General features: G+C 71.2%; 21 protein-coding genes. 12 read left to right on the top strand and 9 right to left on the bottom strand.

Annotated elements, in window-relative coordinates; genetic code table 11:
* Positions 1–45 precede the first annotated feature (45 nt).
* Positions 46–1,002 carry an RNA polymerase subunit sigma-70 gene (locus CHC05_RS29235; protein ID WP_089253821.1) on the top strand — a complete coding sequence of 319 codons (957 nt, stop codon included), beginning with the start codon at positions 46–48 and terminating at the stop codon, positions 1,000–1,002.
* On the top strand, positions 999–1,382 hold the full coding sequence (locus tag CHC05_RS29240) for a DUF6069 family protein (RefSeq protein ID WP_089253822.1): 384 nt from the start codon (positions 999–1,001) through the stop codon (positions 1,380–1,382). Before CHC05_RS29235 ends, CHC05_RS29240 begins: the two co-directional genes overlap by 4 nt.
* 48 nt (positions 1,383–1,430) lie before the next feature.
* Here CHC05_RS29240 and CHC05_RS29245 read toward each other — a convergent pair whose 3' ends face one another.
* Entirely contained in the window at positions 1,431–1,760 is a 330-nt protein-coding gene (locus tag CHC05_RS29245) for an HPF/RaiA family ribosome-associated protein (RefSeq protein WP_089253823.1), read from the bottom strand.
* Positions 1,761–1,979: 219 nt separating this feature from the next.
* Between CHC05_RS29245 and CHC05_RS29250 the strand changes: the two genes are divergently transcribed.
* Positions 1,980–2,606, top strand: coding sequence for a LysE family transporter (locus tag CHC05_RS29250; RefSeq protein WP_089253824.1), 627 nt, complete (start codon positions 1,980–1,982; stop codon positions 2,604–2,606).
* 3 nt (positions 2,607–2,609) lie between these two features.
* Here CHC05_RS29250 and CHC05_RS29255 read toward each other — a convergent pair whose 3' ends face one another.
* A complete protein-coding gene (locus CHC05_RS29255; protein ID WP_245871276.1) occupies positions 2,610–3,710 on the bottom strand; it encodes an NAD(P)/FAD-dependent oxidoreductase in 1,101 nt (366 codons plus the stop codon).
* An 89-nt stretch (positions 3,711–3,799) separates the two neighbouring features.
* On the opposite strand from CHC05_RS29255, the gene CHC05_RS29260 reads away from it, so the two are divergent.
* Positions 3,800–4,168 carry a winged helix-turn-helix transcriptional regulator gene (locus CHC05_RS29260; RefSeq protein ID WP_245871277.1) on the top strand — a complete coding sequence of 123 codons (369 nt, stop codon included), beginning with the start codon at positions 3,800–3,802 and terminating at the stop codon, positions 4,166–4,168.
* Here CHC05_RS29260 and CHC05_RS29265 read toward each other — a convergent pair.
* A complete protein-coding gene (locus tag CHC05_RS29265) occupies positions 4,165–4,824 on the bottom strand; it encodes a DNA alkylation repair protein (protein ID WP_089253826.1) in 660 nt (219 codons plus the stop codon). The genes CHC05_RS29260 and CHC05_RS29265 overlap by 4 nt on opposite strands.
* Positions 4,825–4,856: 32 nt before the next feature.
* On the opposite strand from CHC05_RS29265, the gene CHC05_RS29270 reads away from it, so the two are divergent.
* Both CHC05_RS29270 and CHC05_RS29275 read left to right on the top strand, forming a co-directional pair.
* Entirely contained in the window at positions 4,857–5,510 is a 654-nt protein-coding gene (locus CHC05_RS29270; RefSeq protein ID WP_089253827.1) for an acVLRF1 family peptidyl-tRNA hydrolase, read from the top strand.
* Positions 5,511–5,692: 182 nt separating this feature from the next.
* A complete protein-coding gene (locus CHC05_RS29275) occupies positions 5,693–6,112 on the top strand; it encodes an Rv0361 family membrane protein (protein ID WP_089253828.1) in 420 nt (139 codons plus the stop codon).
* Between the two features lie 6 nt (positions 6,113–6,118).
* On the opposite strand, the gene ypfJ is transcribed toward CHC05_RS29275, so the two are convergent.
* The gene (gene ypfJ / locus CHC05_RS29280; RefSeq protein ID WP_089253829.1) at positions 6,119–7,027 is read right to left on the bottom strand and encodes a KPN_02809 family neutral zinc metallopeptidase; all 909 of its coding nucleotides are present in this window, start codon (positions 7,025–7,027) and stop codon (positions 6,119–6,121) included.
* A gap of 373 nt (positions 7,028–7,400) precedes the next feature.
* Here ypfJ and CHC05_RS29285 point away from each other — a divergent pair, with 373 nt between their 5' ends.
* On the top strand, positions 7,401–9,005 hold the full coding sequence (locus CHC05_RS29285; RefSeq protein ID WP_089253830.1) for an ABC-F family ATP-binding cassette domain-containing protein: 1,605 nt from the start codon (positions 7,401–7,403) through the stop codon (positions 9,003–9,005).
* Positions 9,006–9,008: 3 nt separating this feature from the next.
* On the opposite strand, the gene CHC05_RS29290 is transcribed toward CHC05_RS29285, so the two are convergent.
* Positions 9,009–10,322 (bottom strand): hypothetical protein, encoded by a 1,314-nt coding sequence (locus tag CHC05_RS29290; protein WP_089253831.1) that lies wholly within the window; start codon positions 10,320–10,322, stop codon positions 9,009–9,011.
* 139 nt (positions 10,323–10,461) lie between these two features.
* Between CHC05_RS29290 and CHC05_RS29295 the strand changes: the two genes are divergently transcribed.
* The 3 genes from CHC05_RS29295 (at position 10,462) to CHC05_RS29305 (ending at position 13,530) form a co-directional block, all read left to right on the top strand.
* Complete coding sequence (locus CHC05_RS29295; protein WP_089253832.1) at positions 10,462–10,689, top strand: helix-turn-helix domain-containing protein; 228 nt, start codon at positions 10,462–10,464, stop codon at positions 10,687–10,689.
* Positions 10,690–10,735: 46 nt separating this feature from the next.
* On the top strand, positions 10,736–11,488 hold the full coding sequence (locus CHC05_RS29300) for an enoyl-CoA hydratase/isomerase family protein (protein ID WP_089253833.1): 753 nt from the start codon (positions 10,736–10,738) through the stop codon (positions 11,486–11,488).
* Between the two features lie 107 nt (positions 11,489–11,595).
* A complete protein-coding gene (locus CHC05_RS29305; protein WP_089253834.1) occupies positions 11,596–13,530 on the top strand; it encodes an ABC transporter ATP-binding protein in 1,935 nt (644 codons plus the stop codon).
* Between the two features lie 605 nt (positions 13,531–14,135).
* Here the strand turns inward: CHC05_RS29305 and CHC05_RS41720 are convergent.
* Positions 14,136–14,297 carry a hypothetical protein gene (locus tag CHC05_RS41720; protein ID WP_179266429.1) on the bottom strand — a complete coding sequence of 54 codons (162 nt, stop codon included), beginning with the start codon at positions 14,295–14,297 and terminating at the stop codon, positions 14,136–14,138.
* 141 nt (positions 14,298–14,438) lie between these two features.
* On the opposite strand from CHC05_RS41720, the gene CHC05_RS43155 reads away from it, so the two are divergent.
* A complete protein-coding gene (locus CHC05_RS43155; protein WP_144022824.1) occupies positions 14,439–17,879 on the top strand; it encodes a tetratricopeptide repeat protein in 3,441 nt (1,146 codons plus the stop codon).
* A 223-nt stretch (positions 17,880–18,102) separates the two neighbouring features.
* On the opposite strand, the gene CHC05_RS29315 is transcribed toward CHC05_RS43155, so the two are convergent.
* Positions 18,103–18,894: a methyltransferase domain-containing protein gene (locus tag CHC05_RS29315; protein WP_089253835.1), complete on the bottom strand. Its 792-nt coding sequence runs from the start codon at positions 18,892–18,894 to the stop codon at positions 18,103–18,105.
* Positions 18,895–18,896: 2 nt separating this feature from the next.
* Positions 18,897–19,268: a VOC family protein gene (locus CHC05_RS29320; protein ID WP_089253836.1), complete on the bottom strand. Its 372-nt coding sequence runs from the start codon at positions 19,266–19,268 to the stop codon at positions 18,897–18,899.
* A gap of 74 nt (positions 19,269–19,342) precedes the next feature.
* Between CHC05_RS29320 and CHC05_RS29325 the strand changes: the two genes are divergently transcribed.
* Positions 19,343–19,996 carry a DNA alkylation repair protein gene (locus CHC05_RS29325; RefSeq protein WP_089253837.1) on the top strand — a complete coding sequence of 218 codons (654 nt, stop codon included), beginning with the start codon at positions 19,343–19,345 and terminating at the stop codon, positions 19,994–19,996.
* Here the strand turns inward: CHC05_RS29325 and CHC05_RS29330 are convergent.
* Positions 19,983–20,354, bottom strand: coding sequence for a nuclear transport factor 2 family protein (locus CHC05_RS29330; RefSeq protein WP_089253838.1), 372 nt, complete (start codon positions 20,352–20,354; stop codon positions 19,983–19,985). The two genes, CHC05_RS29325 and CHC05_RS29330, sit on opposite strands and share 14 nt — an antisense overlap.
* Positions 20,355–20,461 lie beyond the last annotated feature (107 nt).

The raw sequence follows: 20,461 nt of genomic DNA on the forward strand, positions 1-20,461 counted from the left end.
CCGTCATACCTAGGAGAGGGCACGACGGGACGGAAGGATGACGCGATGGGTGTGGGTGGGCTGACCGAGGTCGACGAGCCGGCGTTCGCGGGGTTGGCGGAGCGGCACCGGCGGGAGCTGCACGTGCACTGCTACCGGATGCTCGGGTCCTTCGAGGACGCCGAGGACACCGTGCAGGAGACCTTCCTGCGGGCGTGGCGCCGGCGGGAGACCTGCGCGGGGCGGTCGACGTTCCGGGCCTGGCTCTACCGGATCGCCACGAACGCCTGCCTGGACCTGCTGGCGCGAAGCCGCCCGGAGCCGGCGGCCGGCGGCGAGGTGCGCTGGTTGCAGCCCTACCCGGACCGGCTGCTCGACGAGGTGCCGGCGGGCGGCGCGGACGAGCCCGAGAACGCCGCGGTCGCACGGGAGACGATCGAGCTGGCGTACGTGGTCGCGGTCCAGCACCTCGCACCGCGCCCACGGGCCGTGCTGATCCTGCGGGACGTGCTCGGCTGGCCGGCGAAGGACGTCGCGGACCTGCTCGGCGACTCCGTCAACTCCGTGAACAGCGCGCTGCAGCGGGCCCGCGCCGGCATGCGGGAGCACCTGCCCGCACGGAGGCACGAGTGGACCGGCGGCTCGCAGGACGCGGGAACCCGCGAGCTCGTGCGCCGCTTCACCGAGGCGAGCGTGGCCAAAGACCTCGACCGGCTCGCCGCCCTGCTGCGGGACGATGTTCGCTGCTCGATGCCGCCGACGCCCGGCCTGCACGTCGGCCGCGCCGCGGTGGTCAAGGACTGGACCGAGAGCGGCTTCCTGGACCTCGGACCCCTGCGCACCGTGGCCACCTGGGTGAACCGGCAGCCCGCCGTCGCCTTCTATCTCTGGCGGGAGTCGGAGAGCGCGTACCTGCCGCTGACGCTCGACGTCCTGCGCGTCACCGGCGGCGCGATCGCCGAGCTCACGACGTTCCACGCCGACCGGTTCCCGCGGCTGGGGCTGCCGGAGCGGCTGACATGATCCGGGTCGGCGTGGTCGCCGCGCTCGGCGCGGTCCTGGCCGTCACGCTCGCCGCCGCGCTCGCCCGGGCGGTCGGCGTCGACTTCGAGATCCCCGACGGTGGCGAGACGATCCCGTTGGCGGGGTTCGCCGTGGTGACGGGCTTCTGCTCGCTCGTCGGCGTGGTCCTCGCGGTCGCCCTGCTCCGGTGGAGCGCTCGCCCCACCGAGCGGTTCCTGTGGACGGCGGTGTCGCTTACCGCGATCTCGTTGGTGCCACCGTTCGTCGCCGGGGGGAGCGGCGCCACCACGATCGCGCTCCTCGTGCTGCACCTCGTCGCCGCCGCGGTGGTGGTGCCTGCCCTCGCGCGTGGCCTCCGATCCGCTGAGGCGGGGCGGTGACGTTCCTCCTGCCAAGGTCGCCCGGCCGGGCGACCTTGGCGAGGCCGGTCACCTGGGGCTGCGCCGCCCCTTGGCATCGGTGAGGCGGCGGCGCAGGTCGTCACGCACGTCCATCACCGCGGCGTGCAGGTCGTCCTCGGTCGAGGTCGTGACGATCTTGTCGACGTCGCGGGTCCAGCACTCCAGCGTGACCTTCTGGCCGGGGGACTGGCGGTCCTTGACGGAGATCTCCAGCTCGGTCGCGTCGGCGTCGAACGACGCGAGGCGCGCGTCCAGCGGCTCGAACTGTTGCGCGATCCACGCCCGGTCGCCCTGGGTGAATCCGGCACCCACGCGCAGGCATTGCTCGACCGTGGCCGGGTTGGCGACGCCACTCATCTGACCTCCTCGAACGGTTCAAACGATCAACCGTGGTGTTCCCCGGCCCGGGCCACGGCGAAACCGCCGTGCTGAAATGCGGATGCGCGGGCCGGTGTCCGTACCCGATGATGTGCGGGTGATCGCATCCACCAGGTCCCAGGTCTCTGTCGCGACGGCCCTCGCCGGTCGCCGGCAGCAGCGTGGCTCCTGGTCGGTGTCGATCGCGGCTGATCCGCTATGACCGACGCCTTCATCGCCGGCCTGCTGGCCGGCTACGGTGTCGCGATCCCGGTCGGTGCGATCGCCATTCTGATCATCGGGCTGACCGCCCGCACGTCGTTCCGGGTCGGTGCCTCGGCCGCGCTGGGCGTGGCCACCGCCGACGGGCTCTACGCCGCGGTCGCGGTGCTCGGTGGTGCCGCTCTCGCGGGGGTCATCGAGCCGGTCGCCACCCCGCTGCGCTGGGTCGCCTTCGTCGTGCTGCTGGTGCTGGCCGCACACACCGCGATCGCCGCGGTGCGCCATCACCGGGATCCGGCGCGGGCGGCCAGGTCGGGCGTGGGCCTGGGCACGCCCTGGCGCGCGTACGGCGGCATTCTCGCCCTGACGCTGCTCAACCCGATGACCATCGTCTACTTCGCGGCGCTGGTGCTGGCCCGGCAGGCCGGCGACGAGCTCACCGCGGGCGGCGAGGTGGTGTTCGTGCTGGCCGCCTTCATCGCCTCGGCGAGTTGGCAGCTGCTGATCGCCTCCGGTGGCAGCCTGGTCGGCCGGCTGCTGACCGGGCCGCGAGGGCGGCTCTGCACCGCCCTCGCGTCCAGCCTGCTGATCGTCGTGCTGGCCGTCGTGTTGGTGGCCGGCTAGGTCTTAGCGCTGCGGCGCGTCGAAGTGCTTCGCGTACATGTCGACCAGCATCGCGCTGCCCTTGATCGCCGAGGCTTCCTCGGGGCCGCCCACGCCGGTGGGGAGCTGGGTGGCCCCGCCTTCGGGCCCGAGCGGCACGATGATCATGACCGGACCCGCCTCGTACGCCTCCGTCGCGTCGCCGCCGTCGATGGCGGACCGGATGTTGGCCGCGACCACGGCGGCCTGGCGGGTGGCGGCGCCGGCGGTGTCGCGGTCGGCGGTGCTGATGTCGCCGAGGGCGTACACGCCGTCTCCGCCCTTGATCCGCAGGTGCGCGTCGACCGGGAGGTAGCCGCGCTCGTCGCGGACCGCGGCCAGGTCGCCACGCAGGTAGTCGGTCGCCGGGCGGACGCCGAAGGCGCGGAACCAGATGTCGGCCTCGACCGTCTCGCCGCTCTCGGTGGTCACGGCGATCGGGGTCGCGGTGGCGGGCGGGCCGTCCGGCAGGGCGGTCAACGGGCTGCCCAGCACGAGCCGGACACCCAGCTTGTCGAGCTGCCGCTTGAGCTCGTCGCGCAGCTCCTGCTCGAACGGGCCGTGCATGATGTCCGCGTTGACGTCGACGACGGTGACGTCCTTGTCGGGGAAGAACGCCTTGATCTCGCCGGCCAGCTCCAGCCCGGACGGGCCGGCGCCGACGATCAGGGCCCGGCGGGCGCCGAGCAGCTCGTCGTGCGCCGCCTGCAGCCGGTCCTTGGCGCTCTGCTGGTCGGTGCCGCCGGCCTTGGCGGGGAACGGGTACTGCGAGCCGGTCGCCAGCACGAGGTAGTCGGGGGTCAGCTCGATGCCGGACTCCAGGGTGACCGTGCGGCCGTCGACGGCGACGGCCCGGTCGCGGACGAACCGGCCGTGGTGCAGGAGCCGGTCGAGCGGCAGGAAGATCCGGTCGATCCAGGACGGGTCGACCAGGGCGCGCCAGGACGCGACGTTGTGGTGGAACGCGCCCGACGGGTCGACGAGCGTGACGTCCGCGACGTCGTCCAGCGCCTTGGCGGTGTTCAAGCCGCCGTAGCCGCCGCCGAGGACGACGACGGAAGGGCGCTTGACCTCGGTGTTCGTCACCAGTGTTACCTCCGTGAAAAGGCTAGCGACCATTGCGCGGCTAGCTGCTTCGGAAATACTAGCGACCTCTCGCGCGCTAGCATTGCGTGGTGACCGAAAGCGCGGTACGTCACAGCGAGGACATCCGGGAGCGGTGCACCCGCGGGGATGTCGCGCTGGCCCGCGCCTTCAGCTTCCTCGGCAAGCGCTGGTCAGGCCTGGTGGTGGGCAGCCTCAGCACCGGCCCGGCCGGGTTCCGCGAGCTGTCCCGCCTCGTCGGCGGGGTGAGCGACTCGGTGCTCTCCGACCGGCTGGCCGAGCTGTGCGAGCTGGGGCTGGTGACACGCGAGGTCGACGCGGGACCGCCGGTGTCCGTCACCTACTCGCTGACCGAGGCCGGGGAGGGGCTCCTGCCGGCGCTCACCCTGATCGCCGAGTGGGCCGAGACGCACCTGCCCGAGCCGCCGACCTCCTGCTAAAGGTTCTTCAGCGCCTCGCGTCTCGAGAGGCCGGACAGGTCGGTCGCTGCCACGAACGCGCGTACCGCCGCCGGGTCGGTCTTCGCGTACTCCCGTAGGGCCCAGCCGATCGCCTTGCGTACGAAGAAATCGGTGTGCCCTTTCTGCCGCGCGCAGTAGTCGAACAGCCGGTCCGCGTCGGTGTCGCGCTTGTAGAAGAGCTGGTGGAGCAGGGCCGTTCTGACCACCCAGAGGTTGTCGTCGTCGATCCAGGCGTCCATGACCCCGCCGTGCTGACTCACCATCGGCCCGACCACCCGGGCGGCCAGCAGGTCGACCGTGTCCCACCAGGGCTTGGTCGTGATCAACCTCCGCACGGCGGGCAACGCGTCCAGGCCGCCCAGCACCGCCACGTGCCGGCGCAGGTAGTCGCAGGCGAAGTACTGGTACTCCCGTTCCGGCCTGGCCCAGCAGGCGTCGGCCAGCGCGATCAGCCCGTCCCGGGTCGGCTTGGCGGCGCCGGCGGTCGCCTGCCGGGCCAGCGCCCGCTGCCTGGGCGACGCGATGCCCAGGAACTCGAACTGGTCGCGCATGTACGCCCGCATCCCGGCGGCCCGCTCCGGGTCGCGGTCGGCCTCGAACAGCGGGGTCAGGCGGTCCAGCACCGGCTCGGTCATCCGGACATTGTGGCGTGCCGTACCGTCGCGGAATGACCACCAGCCGACCGGCCGCGGGTGGCGGGCGCTGGGTCGACGTCGACCCCGACCGGCTGAGCCGCTGGGTCGAGGGCTTCCGCGAGCGACACGGCGCGTACGCCCAGCGGCCCACCGACGACGGTCTGCTGCTCGCCGCGTTCGACGGCGCCACCGCGGAGCTGCACCCGCCACCGGGCGCGCCGTTCGCGGACGACCTGGCCGACTTCGTCGAGACCGCCCGGGCGCCTCGCCACCTCGGTCTGCTGCTGGCCCGCAAGGCGGCGGTCGCGGTCGGAGTGGCCGACGGCACAAGGCTGGTGACGTCCAAGGTGGACAGCTCGTACGTGCAGAGCCGCACCGCCGCCGGCGGCTGGTCGCAGCAACGGTTCGCCCGCCGGCGGGACAACCAGGCCAAGGCCGCCGCCAAGGACGCGGCCGACCTGGCCGCGCGGCTGCTGCTGCCGGCGACGGGGGAGCTGGCCGCCCTCGTCTGCGGCGGCGACCGGCGCACGGTGGACGCGATTCTCGCCGACCCGCGGCTGGCGCCGCTGCTCCCGCTGCGCGCGGACCGGCTGCTCGACGTCACCGATCCTCGCCACGCCGTCCTGGTCGACGCGGTGGCCGCCGCGCGCGCGGTATCGATCCTGGTACGCGACCCCGACTCTTAGGGGGTGTCTCGTGGGCCAGGGCGGCACTGCGCCGGGTCCAGGCGACGACCGGCCGCACGCGGGGACCGGCCGGATACAACACCGGTATCCGACCGGTCCCCGCGCACGCCCGGACGCCCCCTGGACCTCGCCGCAGCACCACCCTGACCCACGAGACACCCCCTAGGCGGTACCCTCCCGCCATGGTTTCGGACGAGGCCCGGCGGGCCGGCATCCTGACGGCCGTGCTGCTGGTCGCCGGCCTCGTGGTCGGCGGCTTCTTTCTCTTCCGTGGCCACCGCGATCCCGAGCAGGGTGCCCGGCTGGCCGCCGACTCGTTCCTGACCCGGCTCGCGGCCGGCAACATCGGCGGCGCCTACGACCAGCTGTGCAACGAGACGCGCGAACGGGTCGAGCGCGACGACTTCGTCGCGGGGATCGGCGGCCGGCCGGCGGTGTCGAGCTACCGGATCGACGGCGTCGCGGCGACCGGGCCCAGCGACGCCACCGTCACGGCGGAGCTGCTGGACCCGGTCGGCGCGAGCACGCCGTACGAGCTGCGGGTCACCGACGACCGGGGCACGTGGCGGGTCTGCGGCAACCCGCTCGACTCCACCGGCTGAGCCCGCTCACGACCCGAAGGTGTTGCAGGCCTTCGGGTCGCCCGTGTCGTAGCCGGTGCGGAACCACTGCTGGCGCTGCGCCGACGTGCCGTGGGTGAACCCGTCGGGGTTGACCTCCTGGCCGGCCTGCTTCTGGAGGGTGTCGTCGCCGATCGCGGCCGCCGTGTCCAGGCCTTCCTTGATGTCCTGGTCGGTGATGCTCTTGAAGATCGGGTCGCCGTCGGCGTCGGCCGTCTGGGTCGCGTTCTTCGCCCACGCACCGGCGTAGCAGTCGGCCTGCAGCTCCAGCTTCACCGACAGCTCGTTGGCGTTGTCGGGGTCGCGCTCCTGTTGGCGGCGCATGTCGGCCTCGGTGCCGATCAGCGACTGCACGTGGTGCCCGTACTCGTGGGCCAACACGTACGGCTGGGCGAACTCGCCCTTGGCACCGAGCTGGTCGGCGAGCACCTGGTAGAAGGTCAGGTCGATGAAGACTTTGTGGTCGGCGGGGCAGTAGAACGGCCCGACGCCCGAGTCGGCCGCCCCGCACCCTGTCTGCACCGCCTGGTCGAAGAAGACCGTCGGCGCGGGCTGGTACTGCTCGCCGAAGCTCTCCGGCAGCCGCTTGGCCCACCACGACTGGATCGAGTTGACGTAGAGGGCGTTGCGGCAGTCGAGCTTCTGCAGCTTGTCGGCCGCGTCACAGCTCTGCTCGATAGCCCCGTTGTCGGCCGGCGCGTCGTCCCCCGTGATCGCGTTCACACCGAAGCCGCCGCCGACCAGCACGGCGATCAGGGTGACGATCAGGCCGACGATGCCACCGCCGCTGGTCGGGATGGGGATCGGGAAGCCGCCGCCCCCACCACCTCCGCCGCCACCGCCCCGCCGGTCCTCGATCTGGCTGGTGTCGACATCGGCGCGTTCGTTGAGTTCCATCACCCATCCAATCGACGCATGTGGACGCGGCGGGATGTACCCGATGATCTTCACCGTTAATCCGGTGGGGGTTCTTCCGGGCAGCCGGTACACTTCACGCCGTGCTGCTCTGCGAAGACTGACCAGCCCCGGCGCCGACGGGAAACTCCCCGATCGGCGCTTTCGTGTGCCCTTAGGGCCTGTCTCGTGGATCAGGGTGGTGCCGCGGCGAGGTCCAGACGACGACCGACCGCACGCGGAGCCGGGCCGGATACAACACCGGTATCCGACCCACCTCCGCGCACGCCCGGACGCCGCCCGGACCTCGCCGCGGCACCACCCTGATCCACGAGACAGGCCCTAGTCAGCCTTCCTCACAGAGAGAGCGTTTCTGATGATCACTGTCACCGGGCTGGAACTGCGCGCCGGAGCGCGGATCCTGCTGTCCGACACCACCCTGCGGGTGCAGCCTGGCGACCGGATCGGCCTCGTCGGCCGCAACGGCGCCGGCAAGACCACCACGCTGAAGGTGCTGGCCGGCGAGGGCAACCCGTACTCGGGCCAGGTCGAGCGCACCAGCGTCGTCGGCTACCTGCCGCAGGACCCGCGCACCGGCGACCTCGAGGTCACCGCTCGCGACCGGGTGCTGTCCGCGCGCGGCCTGGACACCTTGCTCAGCGAGATGCAGGTCGTCGAGGCCAAGCTCGCCGAGGACCCGACCGACGCACTGGTCCGCCGGTACGGCTCGCTCGAGGAGCGGTTCGCCTCGCTCGGCGGGTACGCGGCCGAGGCCGAGGCCGCCCGGATCTGCGCGAACCTCGGGCTGCCCGACCGGGTGCTGGCCCAGACCATCGGCACGCTCTCCGGTGGCCAGCGCCGCCGGATCGAGCTCGCCCGGATCCTGTTCCGCGACGCGGGTGAGGAGGGCGCGGGCATCCTGCTGCTCGACGAGCCCACCAACCACCTCGACGCCGACTCGATCGTCTGGCTGCGCGGCTACATGGCCCAGCACAAGGGCGGCCTGATCGTGATCAGCCACGACGTCTCGCTGCTCGACGCGGTGGTCAACAAGGTCTGGTACCTCGACGCCAACCGGTCCGTCGTCGACACGTACAACGTGGGTTGGAAGACCTATCTCGAACAGCGCGAGACCGACGAGCGGCGCCGCCGTCGGGAGCGGGCCAACGCGGAGAAGAAGGCCGGCGCCCTGAAGGCGCAGGCCGACAAGATGCGCGCCAAGGCGACCAAGGCGACCGCCGCGCAGAACATGGCGAAGCGGGCCGAGAAGCTGCTCTCCGGGCTCGAGGACCAGCGGGTCGGCGACCGGGTGGCCAAGGTGCGCTTCCCGGAGCCGGCGCCCTGCGGGCGTACCCCCTTGACCGCTGCCGGTCTGTCGAAGTCCTACGGCTCGCTGGAGATCTTCACCGACGTCGACGTGGCCGTCGACAAGGGCTCCAGGGTCGCCATTCTGGGCCTCAACGGTGCCGGCAAGACGACCCTGCTGCGGATGCTGGCCGGGGTCCTGACGCCCGACACCGGTGAGGTCGTCGCCGGGCACGGGCTGCGGCTGGGCTACTACGCGCAGGAGCACGAGACGCTCGACGTCGACCGCACGGTGCTCGAGCACATGCGCTCGGCGGCGGCCGACCAGACCGACGGCGACCTGCGCCGGATCCTGGGCGCGTTCCTGTTCAGCGGCGACGACGTGAGCAAGCCCGCGGGCGTGCTCTCCGGTGGCGAGAAGACCCGGCTGGCGCTGGCCACGCTGGTCTGCTCGGGCGCCAACGTGCTGCTGCTCGACGAGCCGACCAACAACCTCGACCCGGTCAGCCGGGAGCAGGTGCTCGACGCGATCGCCCGCTACCCGGGCGCGATCGTGCTGGTCACGCACGACCCGGGTGCCGTGCTGGCGCTCAAGCCCGACCGCGCGATCCTGCTGCCGGACGGCGACGAGGACGCCTGGAGCGACGACCTGCTGGAGCTCGTCGAGCTCGCCTGATCCTTAGGTCAAGATCGTTTTGATCACGATGGCGGTGACCGCGCCGGCCGCGACCAGCAGCAACGGGGTCGGCACGGTCTCGCCGCCCTGGTGGCGCGGTGCCACCGCGGCCATCGTCAGCCAGGGGAAGAACGGCAGCCAGGAGGTCTCGGCCCCGCCCCGGGCCAGGCCGGTGACCAAGGTGAACAGCACGCCGATGCCGGCCGCGACCAGGAAGGGCCAGCCCGGCGTATTGCGCGACTTGCGCAAACTGGCATAGAGCGCCGGCCCGGCCGCCAACAGCAGCACGACCAGGCTGATCCCACTCCACCAGAGCACGGACCGGTGCGGTTCGACGCGTACGGCGAAATCGTGGCGGGCGTCCATCAGCCCGTCGACCCAGTTGAAGCCGAGCCGCTCCGCGACGACCACGGGGATCAGCGCGCCCAGGCCGGTGAACAGGTTCAGCGCGACCCGGCGCCGGGCGAAGTAGAGGAACGCCGCGGCCAGGCCCAGCCAGGGCGCGCCGTACGCGAACAGGGCGGCGACGCCGAGCAGCAGCCCGGTCACGCTGGCCCAGATCCCGGCGCGGATGCCGGTGCGGCGCTCGTCGGAGGCGTGCACGCCCGCCGCGATCATGGCCGCGCCGAGGACCGCGACCACACCCTCGACCCCGCCGGCCAACCAGACCGCGTACGGGGCGAGGACCAGCAGCGGCAGGTACCGGCGGGCCGCCAGATCACCGCAAACACCGCGAACCGCGAACAGCACGAGGGGTACGACGGCCGCCCCGACGGCGGTCAGCAGGAGCCCAAGACCGATACGGTCCGTGATACCGATGCGCGTCAACGCCCATAGCAGAAGGATCGGCCCCGGTGGATGGCCGCGGGCGACCACGGAAGGGATCATCCCTTCGGTGGTGTAACCCCGCAGATAGTGAAGAGGATGGTCACCCACTCGGGTGGCGTCGGCCAGATAGTCATCGGGAACCATCAATGGGCTGGTGAGTCCGTCACGGCCGTTCACGACGGCGAGCGACACCATCCAGAGCACCGCCACGAGCCACCCGGAAAGCAGCGCGAGCGGCCATTTCATGCGCTCCCACCACCCCCGGTAGGCCGCTGCCACCACCGCGGCGGCGACGGTCGGCGCAAGCACGCTGGCCAGCGAGATCGTGAGCGCGTACGAGCCGAGGAAGGGTGCTCCGGCGGTGCCGAGGCGCGCCCCGAAACGCACCGCGAGCCACGTCGCGAGGGCGCCGACGGCGGCCAGAACGAGCCACCCGGCAAGGTCGGTTCGCTCGTCCCGATGGGCGGCTCGAGCCTCCTCAGGAGTCACGGGCCATCACGGTATCGGGTTGCCGACAGTACCGTGCGTGTCGGTTGGCGAAGAGTTGATATCTAGCGCATGATCGTCCTAGGCGGTCTAATAGGTGGGACCGCATGAAACCGCACAGTCTGGGACGTGAGGAATCAACATGGCAGCCACCGGCACAGCCACCAGCACTGAGAAGGGTCGCCGGATCGTCGGGGCCGAGCGGCAGACGCTGGCCAAAGACCTGGTCAAGCGGTACACCTCCGGTGAGAGCATCCGCGCCCTCGCGGCCTCGACCGGTCGTTCCTACGGTTTCGTCCACCGGGTCCTGACGGAGTCGGGTGTTCAGCTTCGCCAGCGCGGCGGTGCCCGCCGTCGCAAGAAGTCCTGAACCCCATCCCTCCCGGTCTCCCGCAGGTCGTGGATCGTTGCCCGCGATGACCACCAGCGGGGTAGAGCTCAACCACGCCGGGCCGGTCGCGACCGTGACGTTGCGCCGGCCCGACGTGCTCAACGCGCAGACGCCGGAAACCTGGGCCGCTTTGCGCGAGATCGGCCGCTCGCTTCCCGGCGACGTGCGCGTCGTCGTGGTGCGGGGCGAGGGGCGGGCCTTTTCCTCCGGTCTTGACGTCTCCTCGGGTGGGCCCGGGTTCATCGCCGAGCTCACGTCGTTGCCGCCGTCTTCTGCGGCTGACCGGATCAAGCCCGCCCAGGAGGGCTTCACCTGGCTGCACCGGCCCGACATCGTCTCGGTGGCCGCGGTGCAGGGGCACGCGATCGGCGCGGGGTTCCAGCTCGCGCTCGCCTGTGACCTGCGGGTGCTCGCCGACGACGCCCGGCTGACCATGGCCGAGATAACGCTGGGGTTGATCCCTGACCTGGCCGGGTCGAAGCGGCTGGTGGAGCTCGTCGGGTACGCCCGGGCGTTGGAGATCTGTCTGACGGCTCGGCGGATCGGGGCGGAGGAGGCGCTGCGGCTCGGTCTGGCCACGGTGGTCGTACCCCGTGCTGATCTGGACTCTGCCGTTTCGGACTTGGTCGCCGCCGTGCTCGCCGCGCCGCGCGACGCCGTCGTGGAGATGAAGGCGCTGTTGTCCGGTGCCGCTTCGCGGACCTGGCCGGAGCAGCTCGCGGCCGAGCGCGAGGCGCAGGTGCGCCGGCTGCGCGATCTGGCCGGGCTCGCGGAGTAAGGGCTCCCCGGGAAGATCCGGATTACCCCCAATGTTGTCGTACCCGTCGGGGAGACTGACCCCGTCAACCGACAGCTAGGGGGCACGGGGTGACTCCGCCAGGCGGAATGAACGCGTGGACGATGCTGCGCGCCGAGCGCGACCGCGACTCCATCGCGACCCACAAGCTCGCCCGGGGCACGTGGCGACGGATCATGCGATTCGCCCGGCCATACCGCCTCGACATGTCCGTCTTCCTGCTGACGGTGGTGATCGGCGCGGCCATCGGCGTGGCGACACCGATCCTGGCCGGCCGGGTGGTCAACACGATCACCCGCGGCGGCTCGGGCGCGGCCGCCGAGATCGTCCGCATCGCGGTGCTGATCGCGATCCTGGCGGTGGTCGACGCGCTGCTCTCGCTCGCCCAGCGGTGGTATTCGGCGCGCATCGGCGAGGGCATCATCCTCGACCTGCGCACCCGGGTCTATGACCACGTCCAACGGATGCCCCTGGCGTTCTTCACCCGCACGCAGACCGGCGCGCTGGTCAGCCGGCTCAACAACGACGTGCTCGGCGCGCAGCGCGCGTTCACCTCCACGCTCTCCGGCGTGGTCAGCAACACGATCCAGCTGGTGCTCACCGCGGTCGTGATGTTCACCCTCTCCTGGCAGATCACCCTGCTGTCCCTCGCGCTGCTTCCGATGTTCATCATCCCGGCCCGCCGCGTCGGGCGGAAGCTGGCCGCGATCACGAAGGAGTCATACAACCTAGACGCCAAGATGAACGCCACGATGACCGAGCGGTTCGGCGTCTCCGGCGCGCTGCTGGTCAAGCTGTTCGGCCGGCCCGAGCTCGAGGCCCGACGGTTCGGCGAGCGGGCCGAGCGCGTCCGCGACATCGGCATCCAACAGGCCATGTTCTCCCGCACCTTCTTCGTCGCGATGCTGCTGGTGGCCTCGCTGGCCCAGGCGCTGACCTACGGCCTGGGCGGCTACTACGCGGTGACCGGTGCCGTCAGCGCCGGCACGGTGGTCACGCTCGCGCTGCTGCTGACCCGGCTCTACGGCCCGCTCACCGCCCTGTCCAACGTCCGGGTCGACGTGATGGGCGCGCTGGTCTCCTTCGACCGGGTCTTCGAGGTGCTCGACCTGACGCCGGCGATCACCGAACGGCCCGACGCGGTCGCCATCCCGCGCGACGCGGGCTCGGTCGAGTTCCGCGACGTCTCGTTCCGCTACCCGTCGGCGGCGGAGGTGTCGCTGGCCTCCCTCGAAGACGTCGCCGTCCTCGACCGCACGGTCTCCGACCCGGTGCTGCACGGCATCTCGTTCTCGGTGTCACCGGGCCAGATGGTCGCCCTGGTCGGCCCGTCCGGCGCAGGCAAGTCGACGACGTCGATGCTGGTGTCCCGGGTCTACGACGTGACCGGCGGCTCTGTCCTGGTCGGCGGCGTCGATGTCCGCGAAGCGACCCTCGACTCGCTCCGCGACTCGATCGGGGTGGTCACCCAGGACGCGCACCTGTTCCACGAGACGATCGCCGAAAACCTGCGCTACGCGAAACCGGACGCCACCGACGACGACATCTGGGCGGCCCTCGAGGGCGCGCAGATCGCCGACCTGGTCCGCGACCTCCCGGACGGCCTGGAAACGATGGTCGGCGAACGCGGCTACCGCTTCTCGGGCGGCGAGAAACAACGCATCGCCATCGCCCGCCTACTGCTCAAGGCCCCATCGGTGGTCATCCTCGACGAGGCCACAGCCCACCTCGACTCAGAGTCGGAGGCCGCCGTCCAACGCGCCCTGTCGACGGCCCTGTCGGGCCGCACGGCCCTGGTCATCGCCCACCGCCTGTCGACGGTCCGCGAGGCCGACCAGATCCTGGTCCTCGACCACGGCCACATCGTCGAACAGGGCCGCCACGAAGACCTGGTCGCCGCTGAAGGCCTCTATTCGGAGCTGTACCGGACACAGTTCGCGGTAGCCGACTCCCCAACCCCCTACACGGACGAAGACCCAGAGGTAATCGTCACGGCCCGAGACCCCGCCGCAGCCCGCGACTGAACCCTGCCGCGGCCCAGCCGAAAACCACCCGGCGCAGCCCCGAATCCTGGGCGGGTCACGCCAAACATGGGGAACGGGACTCGATCAACCCCGACTTGGCGGTCGTGGGCGCGCCGTCGCGTTTGGCCAGCTACGCGCGCCGTATCCGCGCATTACGTCGATCACGGAAACCCGAGCGATGTCGATGTGTGGAAGGCCGCCAATGTCTCTTGGAACCCGGCGGCCATGCGTGACACGCACTTTGCATGTTTGGCGGTACCCGCGCTCGTCAGGGGAAGGGTCAGCCTCAGCGTGCAGCCAACTGCGACCGATAGTCGCCGCAATCACGAAAGTTGGTGAGTCCCGCAGACAGGAATACCGACGGTCTACTGCCCGATCAACCGACTCCACAATGGATCGACGCGCGAGAGACTTTCCCCAGTGAGCTACCAGCCCAAATCGGCTCACTCGTAGTAGTGGGATCTCCGACCAGCGCGAAGTCAGCGCTCGAAACGGTGAGCGTCCGCTTGGGCGCGCACGCTTCGGTCGCTCCTGAGAGCGACATACATCGTTGTCATTAGCGATGGCATGTCGTGGTCGGGTATCTGTTGAAGCTCGCGTGTCCTTTATCGGCGGACGGGCCGTCGCAGCCACCGGCGGACACGGCGCACGAACAAGGGAACGGTGAGGACAAAGACGATCAAGGCGGTGGCGAACTTGAGCCCGATGGTGACCTCGGGCAACCAGCTCCAGCCGACGAGGACCGCGGAGACGATCGTGGACCACATGGGTGACCTCCCAACAAGGGCGAACAACGACGTGGTCCACGGTGTGGCCGCAGGCGTCCAGCCCCGTCCAGGTCTGGATTCTGGACGGCTGCCGATCCGGCGCCGACAGTTGGTCCGGCACCGGCATGAAGGCGTGACGTGATGCGTGACCAGCTGCTTCGCCTACTCGAGCTGGCGGGTTCACCGACCAAGACCATGCTCAAGGAACACGCCGACCGGTGCGAGCACAGCGTGAGTCGGGCTGCGCTGGCCGGTGTGACGGCCGACAGCGATTCCGCGCCGCGGTGGGCCACGGTCGAGGCGTTCATCGACGCTTGCGCCAGTTACGCCAGCTCTCGCAGGCGGCCACTGCCGCTGGAGGAGGTGGACATGCTGGTGTGGCGAGCCCGCTACGACCAGGCCTATCCAGGCCAACGCAACGCGCGGGCCGTCGGCGGGCCGCGGCAGGTGGGGCTGGTGCCGGGCTTGGCGGACTGCTTCCAGCCTCGCGAGGTGCTCGAGGAGCTGGCCCACGCAACCGGCAACGGTGGCACTGCGGTGCTGACCGGCCCGGCAGGCCCGGCGGCGTCTACTCAGCTGTTGTCCGGCATGGGCGGGGTCGGCAAGACGCAGCTCGCGGTCCACCTGGCCAAGCACCTTTACGACAGCGGGCAACTGGACCTGCTGGTGTGGATCTCCGCGACGTCCCGCCAGGCGATCACCGCGAGCTACGCCCAGGCGGCGGTCGATCTGGCGCTGCGCGGGGCGGACGGCACCGACACTGACACCGACGCCGCCCGATTCCATGCCTGGCTTAGCAGCACCGATCGTCGCTGGCTGATCGTTTTCGACGACCTCCGCGCCGCCGCTGACCTCAAAAGCCTCTGGCCACCGATCAGGCCCACCGGGCGCGCAGTGATTACCACCCAGCAGCGCAGTTCGGCGCTGGCCGCGACGGGCCGCCGTCTTGTTCCCGTCGGCGTGTTCACCGGAGCCGAATCCGTCACCTACCTACGGGCTCGGCTGACCGACCACCCGCACCTAGCCGATGACCTCGACGGGCTCGCCGATGCGCTGCACCACCTGCCGCTGGCTCTCGCGCACGCCACCGCCTACCTCATCGACGAGAATGTCGATTGCACCGAGTACCAGCGGCGGCTCACCGTACGCGGCCTGCAGTTGGATGAGCTGGCGCCACCCGTCGACGCGCTGCCTGACGACTACACCCGCACTGTCGCCGCCACCGTGTCCCTGTCCGTGCAGGCAGCCGACCAAGTCCGGCCCGTCGGACTGGCCACCCCCGTCCTGCGCCTGGCCAGCGTGTGTGACCCTGCCGGCATCCCGGCGTCGATGTTCACCACCACCGCCGCCGCCAACTGGCTCAGGTACGCCCACACCCTCAGTGGCCAGACCGCCAATCCCGCCAGCTTGGACGCTGCGACCATCCGCTCCGGGCTGCGGGTGCTGCACCGATTCAACCTGATCACCGACGCTGGGCCCACCATTACGGTGCACGGCTTGGTCCAGCGCGTCGTCCGCGACCACGTCATCCGCAGCGCTACCACCGCCGACGACACCGTCATTGACGATCCTGTCGCCGATCTCGCCTGGACCGTCGCCGACGCCCTGCTCGAAGCCTGGCCCTCCGTCGAACGCGACCCCGTCCTCGGGCAAGCCTTTCGCACCACCGCCACCGCCGTCTACCGGCACGGCGGCGACACCCTCCTTGCCCCTTACACCCACGCCGTGCTGCACCGAGCACACAACAGCCTCGGCAATGCCGGAGACCCGACCGGCGCGGCTACCGCGTACGAGCGGCTGCTGGCCGACCAGGTGCGGGTGCTCGAGCCAGACGACCCAGACACCCTTAGCACCCGCAACAACCTCGCCCACTGGCTGGGTGCGGCTGGGGACGCGGCAGGTGCGGCCGCCGCGTTCGAACAGCTCCTGGCCGACCTGGTGCGGGTGCTCGGCCCCGACGACGCCGATACCCTCACCGCGCGCAACAATCTCGCCCATTGGCGGGGTGAGGCCGGGAATCCGGCCGGTGCGGGTGCCGCGTTCGAGCAGGTACTGACCGACCGGCTACGGGTGCTCGGCCCCGACCACCCGCACACCCTCACCGCGCGCAACAACCTGGCCCGCTGGCGGGGTAAGGCCGGGGACGCGGCCGGCGCGGCGACCGCGCTCGAGCAGCTCCTGGCCGACCTGGTGCGGGTGCTCGGCCCCGACCACCCGCACACCCTCACCGCACGCAACAACCTCGCCCACTGGCGGGGTGAGGCCGGGGACGCGGCTGGTGCGGCCGCCGCGCTGGCGCAGTTGGTCGCTGACCGGCTACGGGTGCTTGGCCCCGACCACCCGGACATTCTCGCCACCCGTGCCGACCTCGCCCATTGGCGGGGTGAGGCCAGGGACGCGGCTGGTGCGGCCGCCGCGGTTGAGCAGTTGGTCGCTGACCGGATGCGGGTGCTCGGCCCCGACGACCCCGATACCCTCACCGCGCGCAACAATCTCGCCCATTGGCGGGGTGAGGCCGGGGACCCGGCCGGTGCGGCCGCCGCGTTCGAGCAGCTGGTGGCTGACCGGATGCGGGTGCTTGGCCCCGACCACCCCGATACCCTCACCGCACGCCACAACCTCGCCTACTGGCGAGGTGAGGCTGAAGACCCGGCCGGTGCGGCCACCGGGCGCGAGCAGCTGCTTACCGACCAGGCGCAGGTGTTCGGGCCAGACCAAGCCGACCACCTCGCAGCGCGCAACAACCTCGCCACCCGCGCCAACTTCGCCTCCTGGCGGGGTGAGGCCGGGGACCCGGCCGGTGCGGCCGCCGCGCTCGAGCAGCTAGTGGCCGACCAGGTGCGGGTGCTCGGCCCTGACCACGCCGATACCCTCACCGCGCGCAACAACCTCGCCCACTGGCGGGGTGAGGCTGGAGACGCGGCCGGTGCGGCCACCGAGTTCGAGCATGTACTGGCCGACCTGGTGCGGGTGCTCGGCCCCAACCACCCCCACACCCTGGGCACCCGGGCCAACCTCGCCCGCTGGCGGAGTGAGGCCGGGGACGCGGCCGGTGCGGCCGCCGCTCTCGAGCAGCTAGTGGCCGGTCAGGCGCGGGTGCTCGGCCCCGACCACCCCGACACCCTCGCCACCCGAGGTGAACTCGCAACCTTCAGGGGGAAGGCCGGGGACGCGGCCGGTGCGGCCGCCGCAGTCGAACAACTAGCGGCTGACCGGCTGCGGGCGCTCGGCCCCCACCACCCCGATACATTCACCGCGCGCAACGACCTCGCCTACTGGCGGGGCGAGGCTGGAGACGCGGCAGGTGCAGCCACTGCGCTCGAGCAGCTGCTGACCGACCAGGTGCAGGCGCTCGGCCGCGACCACCCTGACACCCTTGCCACCCGCGGTGAACTCGCTACCTGGCGGGGTGAGGCTGGGGACGCGGCAGGTGCGGCCAATGGGTTCGAGCAATTGCTGACCGACCAGGTGCGGGCGCTCGGCCGCGACCACCCAGACACACTCGCGACCCGTGCGGACCTCGCCTACTGGAGGGGCAAGCTGAGGACGCCGCCTTCCCGGTCACCGCGCTCCAGCAGCTAGTGGCCGACCAGACGCGGTGCTTGGCCCGAACCACCCCGACTTGAACCGCCCCAGCGCACGCGATGGCGGCGGCTGAATCGCTCACGACAACGGAGCAGTCACAGCCGGTTCCCGTGGCCGATCATCCGCACCGCGCTAGGGCCTACGGCTCAACACGTTCGTGTGGGCTTTCGGTGCCACCTTGCCGGCCGCGCGGAGGCTTTCCACGTTCATGTCCAATTAGTCAGTCCGCGCGGCGTCCCCACGCCGAGATCAGCGGGGCGAGGGTTAGATCGAGCTCGCCGGCGTCGATGGCGGCCAGGTGTGTGTCGATCTCGGTGTCGTCGGCCAGGCCTGCGGCGAGCAGTTCGGCGCGGACCATGCGCACCGTCGCGGCCTCCAGCCGGTCGCAGGCAACGCCGCCCACGGGGAAACAGCCGGTCGCCGCGACATCCGTCAGGCCCGCCGCGCGCAACGCCTGCGGCAGCGTGCGGCCGTAGCGCAGGTCGGCGCCGCGGCGGGTCATCAGCTCTCGGACGGCGCGCCGCAGGCGGTTGGCCCGTTGCTGGGCCGGGCCGACCTCGTCGAGGCAGGCCAGTGGCTGCAGTTCGGTGTCGGCGTCCTCGACCAGCAGCCAGCCGCCGGGGCGCAGCGCCGCCACCATGTTGGTCAGCGCCCGGGCTCGGTCCGGTACGTGCACGAGCACGAGCCGCGCGTGCACGAGGTCGAACGTGCCCGGCTGCGGCGGCGGGTCGGCGACGACGTCGTGCTGGCGCACCTCGTAGCCGCCGGTCGCGTTCAACCAGGTCGGGTTGATGTCGGTGGCGAGGACGTAACCGGTCGGTCCGACGGCGGCGGCGAGCGCCTCGGGAATGCTGGGGCCGCCGGCCCCGACGTCCCAGCACCGCCAGCCCGGGCTCAGCCCGAGCCAGTCGGCGTGCCCACGGGTGACTCCGTCGAACAGCTCCGCGAGCCAGGTGAACCGCTCACCTGCCTCGACCCGCGCGTTGTCCAGCAGGTACCGGCGATCGCTCATGGTCACATTCTTGCGCAGAACTCGTTGCCTTCCGGGTCCGCGAGGACCTGCCAGCCCTCGTGCTCGGACACCACGGTCGCGCCCAGGCGCAGGAGGTGGGCCAGGTGGGCCTCGTCCCGGAGCCGGACGTCGACGTGCATGCGGTTCTTTCCGGTCTTCGGCTCCGGGACCTCCTGGAGGAAGAAGACCAGCGAACCGTCCGGCGAGTCGATGGCCACCGTCGGATCGGTCTCCGGGGTCAGGCCCAGGGTGGCGAGCCGCGCGATCTCGGCCTCGTCGTAGGGGCGGATCCGCCAACCGAGCGCGACCTCCCAGAACCGGGCCAGGCTTGCCGCGTGACGGCAGTCCAGCACGATCTCCACGAGGTGGCTCACCCGGCGAACGCTACTGATGCCGCTCGGACGGCGCCACCGTCGACAGGATTGCGGTGAGCGACCAAGCTGGTCGGATGGAGCTCACCGCCGCCGTGTTCGCCGAGCAGGTCCAAGCCCTTCGACCGCCGGCCGGGCGCGACAGCGTGCGGATGGGTGACGTGTTCGCGCTCGCCAAGCGGTTCGGTGACCTGCCCGTCGCCGAGCTCGATCGGCTGTTGGACTCCGACGTCCATCTGGTGCGGGTCGGTGCGCTGCGGATCATGGGCAACCAGGCCGTACACCGGAAGGCTTCCGAGGCCCTGCGTGCGGAGCTGTTCGCGCTCTACCTGCGCCGGACCGACCGGATCGACACGTGGGACCTCGTCGACCTCAGCGCGCACCAGGTGGTCGGCGGCTATCTGCTCGACACGCCCCGGGACGTCCTCTACGAGCTGGCCCGCTCGCCGCGGTGGTGGGAGCGCCGCATCGCCATCTTCGCCACCCTGACCTTCGTGCGGGCCGGCGAGGTCGACGACACGTTCGCCCTCGCCGAGATCCTGGTCGACGACCCGCACGAGTTCGTGCGGACCGCGGTCGGTGGGTTGTTGCGTGAGGCCGGCAAGCACGACCGCGACCGGCTGCTGGCCTTTCTCGACCGGCACGCGCCCACCGCGCCGAGGGTGGTGCTGCGGTTCGCGATCGAGCATCTCGAACCGCAGCAGCGCGCCCACTACCTCAGCCGGCGTTAGGGACCCGGTCCAGGAAGCCCAGCACCTGGGTCAGCCGGCCGTCGTCGCCCGTGGTCGCCACGTCGAAACCCACGATCGGTGCCTCGGCGCCGGCCGGGCCCAGCTCCCACGTGAACCTCGCCTGGTTGTGGTGGCCGTCGACCGGGCCGGCCAGGCGGAACGTCATCCCGGGGAACTGGCCCTGCACCGCGGCGACCGTCGCGTCGATCGCGGCTGGGCCCTCGGCCACCGCCAGCGGGTCGACGTAACGGCCGTCGGGCGCGAACAGGTCGTCGATGTCCTGGCGCCGTTTGGTCGGATCGGTCTCGTTCCAGACCGCGATGTAGCGCTCCGCCAGCTCGTCGTACGTCGTTGCCATCGAAATCTCCTCTTCGTCGGTGCCGTTCTGGAGGAGATGGTTGCCGGGGCGGCGGTGCCGTGTCGATTACCTCGGAGGTAATGGTCCGGGCGCGCGCACGGTCGTTA

Source organism: Asanoa hainanensis, assembly GCF_900188485.1.
GTDB lineage: Bacteria > Actinomycetota > Actinomycetes > Mycobacteriales > Micromonosporaceae > Asanoa > Asanoa hainanensis.

What these genes read in the sequence shown, in the direction of transcription:
- CHC05_RS29235 (WP_089253821.1), top strand. Translation starts at nt 46, where the DNA reads ATGGGTGTGGGTGGGCTGACCGAGGTCGACGAGCCGGCGTTCGCGGGG.
- CHC05_RS29240 (WP_089253822.1), top strand. Translation starts at nt 999, where the DNA reads ATGATCCGGGTCGGCGTGGTCGCCGCGCTCGGCGCGGTCCTGGCCGTC.
- CHC05_RS29245 (WP_089253823.1), bottom strand. Translation starts at nt 1,760, where the DNA reads ATGAGTGGCGTCGCCAACCCGGCCACGGTCGAGCAATGCCTGCGCGTG.
- CHC05_RS29250 (WP_089253824.1), top strand. Translation starts at nt 1,980, where the DNA reads ATGACCGACGCCTTCATCGCCGGCCTGCTGGCCGGCTACGGTGTCGCG.
- CHC05_RS29265 (WP_089253826.1), bottom strand. Translation starts at nt 4,824, where the DNA reads ATGACCGAGCCGGTGCTGGACCGCCTGACCCCGCTGTTCGAGGCCGAC.
- CHC05_RS29270 (WP_089253827.1), top strand. Translation starts at nt 4,857, where the DNA reads ATGACCACCAGCCGACCGGCCGCGGGTGGCGGGCGCTGGGTCGACGTC.
- CHC05_RS29275 (WP_089253828.1), top strand. Translation starts at nt 5,693, where the DNA reads ATGGTTTCGGACGAGGCCCGGCGGGCCGGCATCCTGACGGCCGTGCTG.
- ypfJ (WP_089253829.1), bottom strand. Translation starts at nt 7,027, where the DNA reads ATGGAACTCAACGAACGCGCCGATGTCGACACCAGCCAGATCGAGGAC.
- CHC05_RS29285 (WP_089253830.1), top strand. Translation starts at nt 7,401, where the DNA reads ATGATCACTGTCACCGGGCTGGAACTGCGCGCCGGAGCGCGGATCCTG.
- CHC05_RS29295 (WP_089253832.1), top strand. Translation starts at nt 10,462, where the DNA reads ATGGCAGCCACCGGCACAGCCACCAGCACTGAGAAGGGTCGCCGGATC.
- CHC05_RS29300 (WP_089253833.1), top strand. Translation starts at nt 10,736, where the DNA reads ATGACCACCAGCGGGGTAGAGCTCAACCACGCCGGGCCGGTCGCGACC.
- CHC05_RS29305 (WP_089253834.1), top strand. Translation starts at nt 11,596, where the DNA reads ATGAACGCGTGGACGATGCTGCGCGCCGAGCGCGACCGCGACTCCATC.
- CHC05_RS41720 (WP_179266429.1), bottom strand. Translation starts at nt 14,297, where the DNA reads ATGTGGTCCACGATCGTCTCCGCGGTCCTCGTCGGCTGGAGCTGGTTG.
- CHC05_RS43155 (WP_144022824.1), top strand. Translation starts at nt 14,439, where the DNA reads ATGCGTGACCAGCTGCTTCGCCTACTCGAGCTGGCGGGTTCACCGACC.
- CHC05_RS29315 (WP_089253835.1), bottom strand. Translation starts at nt 18,894, where the DNA reads ATGAGCGATCGCCGGTACCTGCTGGACAACGCGCGGGTCGAGGCAGGT.
- CHC05_RS29325 (WP_089253837.1), top strand. Translation starts at nt 19,343, where the DNA reads ATGGAGCTCACCGCCGCCGTGTTCGCCGAGCAGGTCCAAGCCCTTCGA.
- CHC05_RS29330 (WP_089253838.1), bottom strand. Translation starts at nt 20,354, where the DNA reads ATGGCAACGACGTACGACGAGCTGGCGGAGCGCTACATCGCGGTCTGG.